The organism is Streptomyces sp. CB01373 (assembly GCF_002803075.1).
Classification (GTDB): Bacteria; Actinomycetota; Actinomycetes; order Streptomycetales; family Streptomycetaceae; genus Streptomyces.
Window position 1 is genome coordinate 106,164 of record NZ_NNBK01000005.1, and the last position, 15,533, is coordinate 121,696.

The 15,533-nt window shown below is 69.9% G+C and carries 11 protein-coding genes; 4 read left to right on the top strand and 7 right to left on the bottom strand.

Annotated features, from left to right (window positions below; all coding sequences use genetic code 11):
• Positions 1 to 270 precede the first annotated feature (270 nt).
• Positions 271 to 1,653 carry a S53 family peptidase gene (locus CG719_RS09385; RefSeq protein ID WP_100568074.1) on the bottom strand — a complete coding sequence of 461 codons (1,383 nt, stop codon included), beginning with the start codon at positions 1,651 to 1,653 and terminating at the stop codon, positions 271 to 273.
• A gap of 581 nt (positions 1,654 to 2,234) precedes the next feature.
• Between CG719_RS09385 and CG719_RS09390 the strand changes: the two genes are divergently transcribed.
• Entirely contained in the window at positions 2,235 to 2,918 is a 684-nt protein-coding gene (locus CG719_RS09390; protein WP_234375496.1) for a hypothetical protein, read from the top strand.
• A gap of 71 nt (positions 2,919 to 2,989) precedes the next feature.
• On the opposite strand, the gene CG719_RS09395 is transcribed toward CG719_RS09390, so the two are convergent.
• A complete protein-coding gene (locus tag CG719_RS09395; RefSeq protein ID WP_100568076.1) occupies positions 2,990 to 3,997 on the bottom strand; it encodes a tyrosinase family protein in 1,008 nt (335 codons plus the stop codon).
• A gap of 1 nt (position 3,998) precedes the next feature.
• Positions 3,999 to 4,328, bottom strand: a complete 330-nt coding sequence (locus CG719_RS09400; protein ID WP_100568077.1) for a hypothetical protein — start codon at positions 4,326 to 4,328, stop codon at positions 3,999 to 4,001.
• A gap of 859 nt (positions 4,329 to 5,187) precedes the next feature.
• On the opposite strand from CG719_RS09400, the gene CG719_RS09405 reads away from it, so the two are divergent.
• Both CG719_RS09405 and CG719_RS09410 read left to right on the top strand, forming a co-directional pair.
• Positions 5,188 to 6,771, top strand: coding sequence for an FMN-binding glutamate synthase family protein (locus tag CG719_RS09405; protein WP_100568078.1), 1,584 nt, complete (start codon positions 5,188 to 5,190; stop codon positions 6,769 to 6,771).
• A 254-nt stretch (positions 6,772 to 7,025) separates the two neighbouring features.
• Positions 7,026 to 8,117 carry a hypothetical protein gene (locus tag CG719_RS09410; RefSeq protein WP_442802716.1) on the top strand — a complete coding sequence of 364 codons (1,092 nt, stop codon included), beginning with the start codon at positions 7,026 to 7,028 and terminating at the stop codon, positions 8,115 to 8,117.
• A 415-nt stretch (positions 8,118 to 8,532) separates the two neighbouring features.
• Here CG719_RS09410 and CG719_RS09420 read toward each other — a convergent pair whose 3' ends face one another.
• The 3 genes from CG719_RS09420 to CG719_RS09430 form a co-directional block, all read right to left on the bottom strand.
• Positions 8,533 to 8,937 (bottom strand): VOC family protein, encoded by a 405-nt coding sequence (locus CG719_RS09420; protein ID WP_100568080.1) that lies wholly within the window; start codon positions 8,935 to 8,937, stop codon positions 8,533 to 8,535.
• A gap of 253 nt (positions 8,938 to 9,190) precedes the next feature.
• A complete protein-coding gene (locus CG719_RS09425) occupies positions 9,191 to 9,919 on the bottom strand; it encodes a rhomboid family intramembrane serine protease (protein ID WP_100568081.1) in 729 nt (242 codons plus the stop codon).
• Between the two features lie 154 nt (positions 9,920 to 10,073).
• Positions 10,074 to 11,342, bottom strand: a complete 1,269-nt coding sequence (locus CG719_RS09430; protein WP_100568082.1) for an NAD(P)/FAD-dependent oxidoreductase — start codon at positions 11,340 to 11,342, stop codon at positions 10,074 to 10,076.
• Positions 11,343 to 11,554: 212 nt separating this feature from the next.
• Here CG719_RS09430 and CG719_RS09435 point away from each other — a divergent pair, with 212 nt between their 5' ends.
• Positions 11,555 to 13,195, top strand: coding sequence for a helix-turn-helix domain-containing protein (locus CG719_RS09435; RefSeq protein ID WP_100568270.1), 1,641 nt, complete (start codon positions 11,555 to 11,557; stop codon positions 13,193 to 13,195).
• Positions 13,196 to 13,270: 75 nt separating this feature from the next.
• Here CG719_RS09435 and CG719_RS09440 read toward each other — a convergent pair whose 3' ends face one another.
• Positions 13,271 to 15,391 carry a TerD family protein gene (locus tag CG719_RS09440; protein ID WP_199836571.1) on the bottom strand — a complete coding sequence of 707 codons (2,121 nt, stop codon included), beginning with the start codon at positions 15,389 to 15,391 and terminating at the stop codon, positions 13,271 to 13,273.
• Positions 15,392 to 15,533 lie beyond the last annotated feature (142 nt).

Genomic DNA, 15,533 nt, shown 5'->3' on the forward strand with positions numbered 1-15,533 from the left:
CGGAGCCGTGTGCGCAGGTTCGAATCCTGCCGGGGCACTCGCCGAGGGGCAGCAGAGACCAAGCGCTGACCAGGGCGGATGCCGCCAGAAGAGGGCGGAGTCAGTCTCACTGACTCCCGCCCTCTCTCGTTGTCTCTCAGCGTTCGCGACACGCCGCCTCAGCGAACGGCACCCCGGCGTCCAGCCACCGCCGCCGCGTCGTGCGGTAAGTCAGGCCGTTCGAGATCCACAGAGCGCGCGGGCGTCAGCCCCTCGGGGACGGGAGTGCTTTCAGCTCTCCTTGGCGAGGGCCGGGACGAAGCGGGACGCGTCGATCGTGCCGACGCCGGTCGCCATGTCGTAGCCCTTGACCGCGCTGTAGCCCGTGACTCCCGCGTAGCTGTTGTTCGTGCCGTCCTTCGCGTCCACGATCCCGGTGGACGGGTTCCGTGAGGACCTCTCGAACAGCGAGTACAGCGCCTGGTGGATGTCGCCCAGTCGGTGTCCGGCGACCTGGTCGGCCAGGGCCACGATGCCCGCGAAGAGCGGGCTGGCCGCGCTGGTGCCGACGTAGACATCCCAGCCGACCCGCTTCGGGTCGTAGCTGGAGTACACCCATGCGCCGCCGTTCATCGCGGCGGACATCGAAACGTCGGGGGTGCCGCGGCGGTCGCCGACCACCTGCCCGACCCCGTTCTGGTACGAGGGACGGGCGAAGACATGGGACGGGCCGCCGCCGCTCGCGCCCTCGTCGTTGTACACACTGTCCGGCGCGATGCGGTCGCCCTTGGCGTCCAAGTGCAGCTGAGTGCCGCCGACCGAGACGGCCAGCGGGTCGGAGGACGGCCAGGAGTTGGCCTTGTACGGGTAGTCGACCTTGCTGTTCGCGGTGGGGCTGGTGGCACCGTCGTCGCCGGAGGCGGCGAGGACGGTCACACCGTGCTTGGCCGCGTCCTTGAAGGCGTACCGCAGGTTCTGAATGCTGGAGAAGTCACCGTTGCGGTAGCCGGGGAAGGTGTTCTCCGTCGCGCCGAAACTCTGGCTGATCACATCGCCCACACCGCGGTCGATGAGCGACTTCTCGGCGTCCATCATCTCTCGCAGGCCGGTGGTGCCGACCCCGCTCTGGTTGACCCCGGTCTCCACCAGGACGATGCGCGCGTCCGGGGCGACGGCATGTGCCATCTCCACGTCAAGGGTGCTCTCCCCGGCCCAGAAGTTGTGGTCCCCGTTCGCGGGGTCGAAGCGCGGGACGTTACCCCACTTGACCACGTCGACGTGGGTGCTCTTCATACCGAACCGGGCACTGTAGACATCCAGGTCATGCTGAATGGTCGGTGAGCCGAAGGAATCCACGAGCACGATCGTGCGCCCCTTGCCGGTGACTCCCGCCCGGTGCAGCGGGTTCAGGTTGTACGCCCGCTGGTACTGGGTCGGGGTGTAGCAGGAGATCCGCCACTTCGCCTGGCACTGCTCGGTGGTCAGCAAGCTGTGGGCGGTGCTCTCCGATTGCTGCCCGGCTGCTGCCGGCCCGGCTTTGACTCCTTGCACCGAATGCACGGGGGCGGCAATCGCCGAATCGGACAAAATGGGTGATATCAGTGCGGCATTGGCGAGGGTAGTGACCCCGGCCACTGCGACCACGATGCGGCGCCGCGCACGAACTCTGCGCATGATCAATCCCCTTGCAAGGTGAGACCCCCACTCGACAGTTGCGGCAATCCCACCCGGAGACCCCTCGCAGAGCAAGCATTTACCCCTGTGCGACTTCTCACCGATGTGGCACTTGTCACTGTTGTCCGATTCGGGAACGTGTGGCCATGCCAGGCGCGCAAAGTACGACCCGGTCCGGCCAGCAGTGAGTCGACCGTTCCGGCGGGAGGGGGTGTACGTGTATCTCGCGCAGCGTGAGCGTGCCTCGGTCCTTCTCGGGTGAGTGGCAGTCAGACCGCCTCAGGACGAAACCGCTTCAGCCGGCCGCAGGCCCACGTGATGCAGAACGGCGCCATGAGCAACTGCCGTCCCTGGACGGCGGTCACGAGAGCGCACCTTCCACCACGTCATTGGAGCCGACCTACTGCCGGCAGAACTCGAACCATCGCGACGGCGGCTCGGCGTCCGGTGCTTCCGCTGCTTCGGCCGCCGCCCGTACCTCGGACTCAGGATCCCGCCGCGGGCACCCTTTCTGAGGTGCCCAAAGACCCCGTCACCAGCGAAAGGGCTGTGTGCGGGGTCTTCGTGTTCGTGTCAGAGGTGTGCGCTTGGATGAGCGGGTGACCGTTCATGACGTTGCTCGGCAACTGCCCGAGATCGCAGTGCTCCGTGAGCACTGCCGCTCCCTGGCCATCCTGGAGGCAGTCCTGAGCCCTGAGTGGGAGGACCGCTGCCACTCCTTCGACGACCACTGGTCCGAGCAGGAGTCGATGGCCTCGATGCGGAACGGATCGGGCGACGAGTACTCGATCGTTTTCTCGCCCGCCGGCGCCTACGTCCGGGGATTCGATCACGAATCACCCATGAGCCCCTATGCGGAGGACGGGCCATGGCCCGGAGTGCTCGACGAGGTTCCTGAGGTCTTCCGGCCGTGCGTCGAGGAGCTGGCGTTCTCGGATGAGGACGGGATGCCTGTCGTCACTGCGTGTATGTGGCGAGAGACGGGCGATGGTGGCTGGCGAGCGGGGGCGATCGACTTTCCCGACGCGGCAACGGAAGATCCGGACGGCGCCGGGCGCCTCTTCCACCTGTTGGTGGATCGCTCACCGGAGGCGTTTCGGCGGTGGGCCGAGGACTACTACGAAGTTCCGGTCGGCCTGGAGGCTGTTCGTCACGTCTTCGCTTCGCGTCCTCTGACCGAGGAAGTGGTCCGCGCGTTGAACTCAGAGATCGGCCTGGCAGAGCTCGTGGAGGACCTGGCGGAGATCGGTTGTCCGATGAGTTGAGGCACAGAAAACAACAACGAGGCCCCTGGACGCAATGTCAGGGGCCTCGGATGCCGGACTCGCCGTTGATTTCAGGGCAGTTGGTCGTAGGTGCACCAGCTGCTCTGGTCCAACATGTTGCCCGGCGTGAGGGGGTAGCTTGCGGGGAGGGCGAGGGTGTCGCCGATCCGTTCACCCGTGTATGTGTCCGGTGCTGTCATGTCCGGGGTGTAGATCCGGCCGTAGCGTCGCAGCCAGCTCTCCCAGGTCCGGTCCACATTGCAGTGGTGCAGGAAGAACACCGGGTCGTTGGGGGAGCTCAGCGGCAGCATGTCTCCGCCTGTCCACATGTGCACCTGATTGTGCGTCCAGGGCCGTGTCGGCGGGCGCCAGCCTTCGAGTCGGCTGCGGAAGCCGTCCGAGTTGACGCTGTAGTCGACGACGTCGTATCGGTCTTCCGGTTTGGGGTTGGGGCTGTCCGGCGCGAAGTCGAGGGCCGCTTTCACGTCCGCGCTGGTCGGCAGGGTGTCCCAGCCTCCCGGCCAGGGCTGGGCGAACTCCCGGATCAGACCCCGTCCCTGGCCGTTCCCGGCCTGCGAGGGCCGTCCGTCGGGGCCGCTTTCGAGGCGGACGGTGAAGTTGTTCGGGTCGTTCGGGAAGAAGCCGAACGGACCGTCGGAGACGGGGTTCCCCTGTCCGCCCATGTAGTCGGACGTCCAGATCGGGGCATCGGTCGGCGAGCCGTCGTCGCCGTCGGCCGACCAGTCCCAGTACGGCATCGCGAAGGTGTTGTCTCCGAGTATCCGTTGAATGTTGAGCTCCACGAGGATGAGCATCAACCGGTGCCATGGCAGAAAGACCGGCCCTCGGTGGGCGAAGTTGCGGAGCAACGGGTCGCCGTTCCGCGGAATGGGGTAACTTCCCGCCTGAATGTGCCAGATCACAAACAGGTCGTACGTGTACACCGGGTTTTCCGGGCCGGGGATGCCGAAGCTGTTGGTGGTGCGCCCGGTCTTCTCCTTCTTGAGCAGATCGACGCCCGCTATGTATTTCTTCCGCGAGTTCTCGTCGTGCAGGATGTTCCTCCGGACCAAGGCCATCTCAGACGCCTCCTCCGAAGTGGTCGGGATAGGTGGACATCAGTGCCCGGACGGCGTCCAGTGCCGAGGTGAACTGGTGATAGGGCAGGGCGGGGCTGTACAGCATGCCGCTGTCAGCCACGTACAGTCGGGCCGTCACCGGTGTCCCGTCCACGACGACGTCGTAGGTCGTGGTGACCGTGATCTGGTGTCCCCCGTGCTCCGTCGTGCGGACGGAAGGTGCTGGGCCCGGCGTCTGCTCTCCAGCCGGCCGGGCCGACTCGGCCAGGTAGCTTCCGAGTGTGTCGGGCGCGGCGGCGGCAGCGACTGCTTCCAGGTCGATGGCTGTCATGGCGGACTCCCTGATGATGGTGGTTCGCAGGGGTCATTCGCAGGGGTCGGGGGAGTGTGGACATCCCTCCGTTTCCACCATCCTCGGCCCGCCCCTGGCTGTCCAATCGGCCTTTGCCGCACATGGCAGCAGGTCGAGGGCAGGACGACCGAGTCCTTCCCTGCCGAACCTGGCAAGGCGCTCGCCGCAGCACGGCGACGGGTTGGGGCGGCATGGGCACCCGCCGAACGCGACGACGACGTCGGTCTCGGCCAGGCCGACCGCCTCGGCAGGCCGGGAGCCATCGAATTCCCCCGGCAGTGTGACGGCGAGTGAGCTGCGCAGTGGCCGTTGCCCTCGGCACGTACGCCGAGGGCAACGCACCGATTGTTCGTCAGTTCACGAAGAAGATGTAGTCACAGGGCACCAGTTGGATGCCGTCCCGGGGGCGACGCCCCGACCAGCAACAGGCCAAGAGTTCCCAGGGAAGCCAGGACAGCACGCGATCTCGCGCCCAAAGATATGCTCAAGTGATTCCCTCCCGATAAATGCCCAGATACGGTGCTCGGATGTGCACCTGCTTGTGGGCGGTGAGGGAATCGTAGTGTGTGATCCAAGTGGATGGCATGTGAATAAAAGAGGAACCTGAACCGTCGATGTCGCAGCGAAACAGCTCATATCCTGCGCCAATACCGTAAAGGCGATCGGTGTCGCCGTCAGGGTCGCTCCGCCTGGGGCCGGGGCCGCTGCGGTGCGCGATCGCAAGGAAGGCGTCAGAAGACCTGGTGGGGAGGGCCGGCGCCGGTGCCGGGCGGCATGCGTCGGATGTCTCATCCTTGGGACATTGTGCTCCGCGCTGGGAGGGCTGTACGTTCCCCGCATGATCAGAATTGCAGTGATCGTATTCATTTGGGCTCTCGCCATTTCCTTCGGCGTCTCGGCGTTGACCGTGTCGCCCTGGTTGTGGTTGGTCGCCGTGTTGTGCGCGGGGATAGCCGGGCTCGGCACTTATGACTTGCTTCAGAAGCGCCACTCCGTTCTCCGTAATTACCCGGTGCTGGGACACATCCGCTTCATGCTGGAGTCGATCCGGCCGGAGGTGCAGCAGTATTTTATTGAGCGTAATACCGATGGCCGTCCCTACGACCGTGATGTGCGCAGCCTCGTCTACCAGCGCGCCAAGGGGACCGAAGCGGAGATCGCGTTCGGCACCGAGCGGAACGTCTACGCCGAGGGGTACGAATACTTCGAATCGTCGATGAGGCCGCGCCCCGTGCCGGCGGAGCAGCCCCGGGTCCGTATCGGCGGCCCGGACTGCACCAAGCCCTACGACATGGCCTTGCTCAACGTCTCCGCCATGAGCTTCGGTTCGCTGTCCTCCAATGCCATCCTCGCCCTGAACCAGGGGGCCGCCCTCGGAGGCTTCGCTCACGACACCGGCGAGGGCGGCATGTCGGAGTACCACCTGCGCCACGGTGGCGACCTGGTGTGGGAGATCGGCACCGCTTATTTCGGCTGCCGCACCCCGGACGGCGGTTTCGATCGCGCGCGGTTCGCCGAGAAGGCCGCTCGCGACAACGTGAAATGCGTGTCGCTGAAGCTGTCCCAGGGAGCCAAGCCCGGTATCGGCGGGGTGCTGCCGGGAGAGAAGGTCACCGCCGAGATCGCCCGGGTACGTGAGGTTCCCGAGGGGCAGACCGTCATCTCGCCTCCCTACCACCAGGTCTTCGACACGCCCCGGGAGCTGATCCGGTTCATCGCCGAACTGCGGGAGCTGTCCGGTGGCAAGCCGGTCGGCTTCAAGCTGTGTGTGGGCTCCCGGCGGGAGTTCCTGGCGGTGTGCAAGGCCATGCTCGAAGAGGGCACCGCGCCGGACTTCATCATCGTCGACGGAGCGGAGGGCGGTACCGGAGCCGCGCCGCTGGAGTTCGCCGACCATCTGGGCAGTCCGCTCACCGAGGGACTGATCACCGTCCACAACGCCCTGGTCGGCGCCGGTTTGCGGGACCGGGTGAAGATCGGCGCGAGCGGCAAGGTGGCGACCGGAGCCGACATCGTCAAGCGCATGCTGCAGGGCGCCGACTTCACCAACGCGGCACGCGCCATGATGTTCGCGATCGGATGCATCCAGGCGCAGAGCTGCCACACCAACACCTGCCCCGCCGGCGTCGCCACACAGGACCCGCGCCGTGCCCGCGCGTTGGACGTCGACGACAAGTCGGCCCGGGTCCACCGCTTCCAGTCCGCCACGGTGAACAGCGCACTGCAGATCATCGCCTCGCTGGGTGTGAGTGAACCCGCGGAACTGCGCCCGAGCATGCTGCGTAGGCGCGTGGACCCGGTCACCGTCCGCTCCTACGCGGAGCTCTACGACTGGCTGACCCCTGGCCAGTTGCTGATCGAGCCGCCCGAGTCCTGGGCGGTGGACTGGAAGGCCGCGGATCCCGACCGTTTCGCGGTCTGACAGGCCCGTAGTCGGATTCGCTACGCGTCTGCGGCGGCCGGCCCGCGCCCGAGGAGCGGCGCGGGCCGCACAAAGGTCGGCCGGTCCTGCCCAGGAACACTGATCCGCTCCCCGGGCCGCCTCGCGGCGCCCTCTCCCGCAGCGCCGGACGCCCCTGGCCGGTGATGATCTTGAGGCGGCCGGGCTGTGTGATGATGCACGGATGATCACCGTCCTGGGGTGGGGGCGGGCGCAGAAGAGGGGCGGGGCCCGGCGTGGGCAAGGACGAGGGGTCCATGGCGGACGAGGAGTGGGAGCGCTTCCTTCGGGAGGCCGAGGCAGGAACCAAGGGGGCTCCCGAGGAACCGTCGGCGCGGGCCCGGATGGTGGCGCGGCGGCTGCGGGAGGAGACCGGTCCGCCGGAACCGTGGCGCGGTCACCAGCCGGCCCGGCGGCGAGGAGGCAAGGTCTGGTACGCGGCCGGTCTGCTGGTCGCGGTCGCCCTGCTGGTCGTGGCGCTGGATCCGGGGCGGGTGGCCGGATGGTTCGGGGGCGGGGGCGCGGGCGGGGAAAGCACGCCGCTCGCCGTGGAGTCGCAGCGTCCGGATCAGGCGCCGCCGACCGAGGGCGTAGCCCTACTGCCGACCATCGCACACCCGTTCCGGGGTTCGCCCGCGGTGCGGTGGGGTGACGGGACGGCCGGGATCGGCATGCCCGAGGCCCGGGCGACCGGCTGGATGAGCAAGGCGGAGGTCGCGCGGACGCTCGAGAGGACCCGGGACTTCCTCGCCGCGTCCAGTCTGGATCCCGGTGTGCTGCGCGGGGAGCGGCCGAGGAAGGCGATCGCCCTGATCAATCCCCATCAGCCGGATGTCAAGGACTACCTGGCGACCGCGTTCCGCGCGCCCAGCCAAAAGAACGATCCCATGCTGCTGTTCAGCCGGTTCGACACGACGAAGGTCCGGCTTGTCGGGGACGTGGTCAAGGTGCGAGGCCGGATCACGTACCGCGAAGGTGACCGCGGTGCGGTCGAGGTGACCACCGATGTCACGTACGTCTATCCGGTCGCGCCCGCCGCGGCGGGAATCGACGAGGTCGCGCGCACCATCGTGCGCCGTGAGGTCGTGATGAGCTGGGACGACCCGGTGAAGGTCGTCGTCGATCCGGGTACGTTCTCCCTCGTCTCGTACAAGGTGGACACCGCCAACAGCGAATGCGGCGTCTTCAACGGCTACTTCACGCCCAGGTTCGGCTCGGATCCTGTCACCTCACCCCCGCGGAACGGTCCCGAGGTCGACCCGTACGACCGGAGCGCGTCGATGGAGCAGCGCATGCGGGAGGGGTGCGGGACCGTTTCGCGGTCGTAGGCGGACATGGCCTGGAGCCCACCGTGGAGGACCACGGAGCGCTCGCGGGCTCCGGCGCCGGTGGTACGTGGGCCTGGTGAACCAGCTGCTCAGGAAGCCCTGGCCGATCCGCCAGCCGAGATGGAACAGCGGGAAGTGGACGAGGGTGCGGCTCGCCGAGAGCTCCGGCCCGAACTCCTCGATGTGGCCCACGCCGAGGGCTATGACGGTGGTGACGAGCAGGGGGTGTCGCAGCTGGACCACCAGCGGCAGCATGGAAACGGCGGTGGCAGGTCCAAGGGGTGGGTTGTCCATCGCGACGGCGTGCTCCTGACAGCGGCTCCGCAGGGGGTTGGGCCGCCGTACTGGTGCTCGGCTGCAGGCGTTCGGCACACCGTGAAGGTCTCCGTTGCCCGGCCGTCGGCCATCAGCAGGTTCAGTCGGACCGCGGTGACTCCTCGCCGCTGCCGTACGGGCGCGTGAGGATCTCCATCGCATGGCCCACCGGGTCCTGGAAGTACAGGCCGCGGCCGCCGTCGCGGTGGTTGATCTGGCCGGACTTTTCCATGTGCGGGTCGGCGTAGTACGTCACGTGCGCCTGCTGGATCCGGTCGAACGCCGCGTCGAAGTCCTCGTCCGAGACAAGGAAGGCGTAGTGCTGGACGGCGATCGGGCCTTCGGGGTCGGCCATGTAGTCGAGGGTGACGCCGTTGCCGGTGGCCACGGGAACGAACGGGCCGAAGGGCGCGCCGACCTCCAGGCCCAGGATGTCCGCGAGGAACTCGGCGGACTCCTGCTTGTTCCGGGCGTGGACGATGGTGTGGTTCAGCTCCACGTTCATGGTGTGCCTCCCTGCGGACCTCGTCGGCGCCTCCGTGCCCACCGAGCCGATGTCCGGCACGCGGTGCCGTAGTTCCGACACTAGTCGGGGTGGTGCGGGGACGGTAGCCGGACCCGCGGGGGCGCCCCTACGGCGACGACAGCGAGACGTCACCGGTCATCACTCACCGCGACATCACCGGTGGTCCGGCGGGGATGCCCCGAGCGGCCTCACGCCGCGCTCAACTCGCCCGCATCGTCGTCGGCGTGCCGGGTCAGAGGAGGCCCAGGTCGCCGAGTTCCTTGTGCAGGTCTGCGCGTGGGCTGTCGGCCTGTACCGGGAGGTCGCCGCGGGTCGTCGTCCCGGTTCCGTCGTCGGGGCGGCGCGCGGGCCGTGGGCGGCGGTCCCGGAAGAGCCAGGCGCCGACCAGGCCGCCGATCAGGCCGCCGAGGTGTCCGAGCCAGCTCACTCCCGGTGTCCCGGGCACGGCGACGGTGAGCATGTAGGCGAAGGAGGCCGCCATGACGATGCCGATCAGCGTGTCGATCAGATGCCGGTCGAAGAGGCCGCGGACCACGACGTAGCCGAAGTAGCCGAAGATCAGGCCGCTGGCTCCCACGGTCTCCACGCCGCCCCGTTCGAAGAACCAGACGGTGAGTCCGCTGGTCACCGCGACGAGCAGGCTCAGTCCGAGGAAGCGGGCCACGCCCCGGTAGGCGGCGAGGAAGCCGAAGATGAACAGCGGGCCGGAGTTGCTTTCGATGTGCGCCCAACTCCAGTGCAGGAAAGGCGCGGTGAGGATGTCGGGCAGGGTGCCGAAGTCGCCGGACGACACCCCGAACTGCCGGGAGAGGGCGTAACCGCCGGTGTAGTTGGCCAGTTGCACCAGCCAGATCGCCACGAGGAACGCGAACATCGTGAAGAACGCCTTCCGCGCCTCCGCGATCATCTGCTCCGCACCGACCGGCCCGCTGCCGGTCCGGCCCTGATCCGGACTGCCCATGGCACGCTCCCTCCCCCTGCGGATCCGTCTCCGCGCCACCACGGACTTCCAGTATTCCCGGCGCCGGGCGTGCGGAGGGAGGGGGAGGGAGGAGGAGAACGGGTACGCGCCATGAGGCCCACAGCGGGCGGTCGGCGTCCGAGGCGAAGGGCGGTCAGCGCAGCGGGTCGAACGGGGCGAGCTGTGCGGGGAGTTCGCCGGTGACGATCGTTTCGGCGAGGAGGCGTCCGGTGGCCGGGCCGAGGGTGATGCCCCACATGCCGTGGCCGCCCGCGGCGAAGACACGCGGGGAGCGGGTGGCGCCGATCAGGGGCAGGCCGTCGGTGGTGCACGGGCGGGAGCCGACCCACTCGTCCTGGCGGGCGTCCAGGTCGGCGCCGCGCAGCAGCGGGCGGGCGGCCTCGGCGATGGCGTGGACGCGGCGGGCGTCCAGGGGCGCCTCCGGCTTGCGGAACTCCATCATCCCGGCGACGCGCAGCCGGTCGCCGAGCGGCGTGCAGGCGACGCGCTGGGCGGGGAAGTAGACGGGCCCGGACGGCACGTGCTCGACCGGGACGCTGAAGCTGTATCCGCGGCCGGCCTGCACGAGGGAGCGCACGCCGAACTCCCGGGCGAGGCGGCCGAGCCAGGCGCCCGTGGCCAGGACCACCGCGTCGAAGCGCTCACCGTCCCCGCCGCCGACGACCGTGACTCCGGCCGCCGTGTCCCGCACGTCGGTGACCTCCGTGCCCTCGTGAATCACCCCGCCGCGGGCACGGACCGCGTCGGCCAGGGCGTGCACGTAGTGGCCCGGGTCGATGTAGCGCTGGCCGTGCAGCCGGATGGCCGCGCCGATCTCGTCCGACAGGGACGGCTCGACCCCCCGGGCCTCGTTCCCGTCGAGGACGTCGAACTCCATGGTCTGGCCCGCGGAGTGGATCTGTTCGAGCTCCTCCAGCAGGACCTCGCGCTCGGTGGCCGAGCGGTAGGCGGCGATGAAGGACTTGGCCTCCAGCGTCCGCGCCTCGACACCGCCCTCGGCCAGCGTGTCGAAGCTCGACAGCGCCAGGCTGTTGATGGGGACGAGCGCGCGCATCGACCGCAGCCACTGGGCGGCGGTGCTGTTGCGGGCGAACCCGGCCAGGAACCTGAGCAGTTTCGGGTCGGCGCTCGGCGGGACGTAGACCGGCGAGGACGGGCTGAGTACCGCGCGCACCCCGTAGGTGAGGACCGCGGGCTCGGGCAGCGGGGTCGCGAGGCCGGGGGTGAGCCATCCGGCGTTGCCCCAGGACGACCCGGCGGCCACCCCCTCGCGGTCGTACACGGTGACGTCGACACCCCGCTCCTGGAGGAACCAGGCGGTGGACAGTCCGACCATGCCCGCGCCGACGACGGCGACACGGCGGGGGGCGGAGGGTGCGGGCGAGGGAGGGCGGGCGGCCATGCGGGACCTCTTCGTGCGGGGCGGTTCATACGGGACCTGTCCGGGCCGGTGACGCCTCCGGACGCCTCCGATGGTGGTGCCGGACGCCTCCGTTGTCTTTGTGGCGGGCGGACAATGAGGGCGGTGCCGATGATGCGATGGGCACGATGCGCGTGGGACACAATGGGGCTCATGAGCAGCAGTCCCGGACGCCGCGCTGCGGGGTGTCGGCCGTGATCACCGTGACCGACCTCGTGGACTCCCTGGGGTCCGGGCTTCTGCGTACGGTCGTCCCCGCCGGGAACGCCGAGGTGCACGACGTCGCCCTGGCCGAACCCGGTGACACCGCGGGCCGGCCGGGCGAACTCGTCCTCGGGGTGGGCGTGACGGACCGGGCCGGAGCCCTCGCCCTGCTGGAACGGACCGCCGGGGCAGGGGCCGCGGGCCTGGTCCTCAAGCGGCCCGCCGCGCGCGACCCGCAGGTGACCCGCGCGGCCCGCAGGCCGACGGGCGGCCCCGCACTGGTCGAACTGCAGCCGCACACCTCGTGGGCGCACGTCGTCTGGCTGCTGCGCGGTGTCATCGACCGGGCCTCCGCGCCCGCCACAGGCGCCCTCGGCACCCCCGGCCCGCACAGCGATCTGTTCGCCCTGGCCGACGCGGCCGCCGAGATCATCGACGCGCCCGTGACGGTGGAGGACACGCAGTCCCGCGTCCTCGCCTACTCCGCGCGGCAGGACACCACCGACCCGGCACGGGTCTCCACCATCGTGGGGCGGCGCGTCCCCGCGAAGACGCTGACGCATTTCCGGGCCAGTGGCGTCTTCCGCAGGCTGGCACGCTCCGGCGACCCCATCTGGACCCCCGCGGGTCCCGACGGCATCCTGCCCAGGCTGGTCATACCCGTGCGGGCGGGCGGCGAGTGGCTCGGGTCGATCTGGGCCGTGGTCAGGTCGCCGGTCCCGCCGGAACGCGTCCGTGAGCTCGGCGAGGTGGCCTCGGTCCTGGCCCTGCATCTGCTGCGGCTGCGCGCCGAGGCCGGCATCGCGCGGCGGGTGTCGGCCGGGCAGTTGCGGGCCGCCCTGCGCGAAGGCGCCCTCCCGGACCGGGCGCCGGGAGCGGCCGCCGCGCTGCCGGCCGGTCCCTGGCGGGTGGTGGCCTTCGGGTCGTCGTCCGGCGGGACCGAGGATGTACGCGGGCTGCTCGACCTGTGGGAGTCGGTCGCCCACCGGTTCGGCTGGCACCAGCCGCTGCTCGCCGACCTCGACGGGCTGCTGTTCGGCGTGGTCACCGAGCCGGGACGGAGCGGGCGGCGAGGTGCTCCCGGCGTCCGGGCCGACGCCGGCACCGTCGGCTGGCTCCGGCACGTGCTCACCGAGACACGCGCGCACGACCCCGGTCTGTACGCCGTGGCGGGCTGCCCCGCCCGCTCCCCCGAGGAGTTGCCGCGTTCCACGGCGGAAGCGGCCGAACTCCACCGGCTGACCGGCGCCGGCCGGCTCCGCCTCGCCCACGGGACGGGGCTCGTGCTGATGGAGGACGCCTGGGACGCCGTCGTCGTGGAACGCGCCAAGGCCGCCGTCGGGCCCGGCACATGGCGACTCGGCGGGCCGCTCGCCGCCCTGCGCGCGCACGACGAGGATCACGGCACGCCGTACCTCACCACCCTCGCGGCCTGGCTCGACCACTTCGGCGACCCGCAGAGCGCCGCACGGCACCTGCGGGTCCATCCGAACACGCTGCGCTACCGGCTGCGCAAGCTCGAGGAGGCGGTCCCGCTCGACCTCTCCTCGCCCCGCCTGCGGCTGGCGCTGCGGCTCCAGCTCACGGCGATGGGCGAGACCCCAGCGCACGGTGAGCCGCCGCGTCCCTGACCGCCACCGGTCCGTGACCGCCGGGGCTCCGCCTCCCTCCGGGCCTCGGCCTCCCGCTGTCCCGGTCCCGCCCGCTCAGCCTCTCGCCGCTCCCTGCCCGGACGGCACCCGGCGCGGTGCCGGGCTGTCCAGGCGGACCACCACGGTTCGGTGAAAGCGGTGCACTGCGTCGTCGACGCTCCGGATGAAACCGGACTGGGCGGTGCCGCGCGTACTGCCCATGCTCTTGAACAAGGACAGGCGGAAACCGGTGATCCGGGTGTCGCCGTCCTTCGGCAGCATGTCCGCGGGCTCCGGGCGGAGCCGTTCCAGCGTGCTCCGCGGGCCGCCGGTCTCCCCGTCGACGAGGGTTTCGACATGGAGGTCCGCCGGTGCCTCGGCCAGGCGCCGCAGGAGCCGCTTCGCCCAGGACAGGGGGTGGCCCTGCTCGGGCGCCGGTATGTCGATGGAGGTGCGCAGCCTTCCGGTACGGAGGTCCGCGCTGATGGCCAGGACGCCGGGTGTTCCCTCGATCCGCAGTTCCGCCTGGAGTCTTCCGTCGACGCAGAGCCGGTCGGCGAGTCCGCTGCGGCGCGCTCCCGGATCCGCTCCCCGCTTGGAGCGCTGGACGGGCAGTGCCTTCTGCCCCAGTTCGCCGCCCAGCGCGAGACACACCTGGCGGATGAGCCGTTCCCAGTTCTCGACGACCTCCAGTGCCCGTGGGTCTCCCTGGCACAGGGTCTCGTCGTCGATCCCGTTGCGTACGGGCACCCAGGCCGGGCCCATGTTCTGGAAACCGTGGCAGCCGGAGTTCTCGTGCTGGAGGTAGTGCAGCAGCTCCTGGAGGAGCCAGGCGTGCGCCGCGTTGCCGACGCCCTCGTGGCGGATCAACATCTGTGCCTGGTGGGCGACTTCCGCCCACGACAGGTGCCGCAGGGCCACCTTGTGCTTGCGGCGTTTGTCGATCCTGACGTCGACGAGCGGGCTGCCCTCCAGCTCGACGTCGTTCGACAGCGTGATGACGGCCTCGTAGCCGCGGCGCGCGGCGATGTCCATGTACGCCTGGACCTGGTCGGCCTTGAGCGCGTTGCCGTTGGTCTTCGTCTCGACCAGCGCCGTCCACAGTTTGCCGGCCCGCTCGACGCGGATCACCCCGTCGGGGCGCCGCGGGGAGTCGCCGTGCGGCAGGGTGACCTCGGTGAAGGTCTCCATACGGCCGGCGGGCGCCCCGAAGGCCGCGGTGAGCCTCCTGCCGAACTCCGGCACCTGCGCCATCACCGAGAGCAGCACGGAGGTCGCGCGTGTCTCACGGTCCCGGTCGCTCTTGAGAGCCGACACCGGGAAGAGCCGGGCCGCCCTCCAGGACTCGTTCTCCGCCAGGGTCTTTCTGGCCGCCCTGGGCAGGGTGACCTTCTTCTTCGCGGTACGAGGCCGTGCGGTCGGCCTGCCCGGCCGGGCGGTGGTGTCCTCGGGACGGCGGGGAGCCGGGACGGTCTCCACGGTCTCCCGCGGACCGGGCTCGCCGGCAGGGGCCGTGGCCGGAACCGGGGCCGGGGTCGCCGTCACGACCGCCCGGCCCTCGGACGCGGCGTCGCTCTGCGCTTCCACCGCGCCCGCGTCGCCCCGCGCTTCCACCGCCTCGGCGCCGCCCCGAGCCTCCGCAGCCTCCGCCGCCTCAGCGTCGTCCTCGATGTCGACGCCGAAGTCCGTTGCCAGACCGGCGAGTCCGGTGTCGTAGCCCTGGCCCACGGCGCGGAACTTCCACTGCTCCCCGCGCCGGTAGAGCTCGCCGAAGATGATCGCGCTCATCGAGTCGGCGCCCTGCACGGCGAAGCGGAGGAGTTCCTCACCGGCCCCGTCCGCCAACGACAGCCGTACGTCGTCCAGTTCGCCGAAGCACGCTCCGTCGTACCGGCTGGCGGCCACCACCACACGGTCGACGTCGGAGGGGACGGCGGTCAGGTCGAAGCTGATCCGGTCCTCGTTCCCGTCCGCCGTGGGCGTCTTGCCCAGCAACTGCACACTGCCGTCGGCCGCGACCGGATGGTTGTAGAAGTAGAAGTCGGCGTCGCTGCGTACCTTGCCGTTCGCGTCCAGCAGGAGGACGGACACGTCCGCGTCGCCCTCGCCGGTCGGACTCCCCCAGCCCAGACCGACGATCACTGAACCGACGTTCTCACTCAGGGCCGCCAGCGTCACATTCGAGCCCTTGCTCATTTCATGCACAATGCCCCCAAAAACGACGCAACCCGGGAACGAGGAGACCCTCGCCCCAGGCGCATGACACGCGACACGGTGTGACGTGTCGCACATGGCTCACTGTAGTCCCCGCGGTGCGATGCGTAAGCGACTGGTCCGG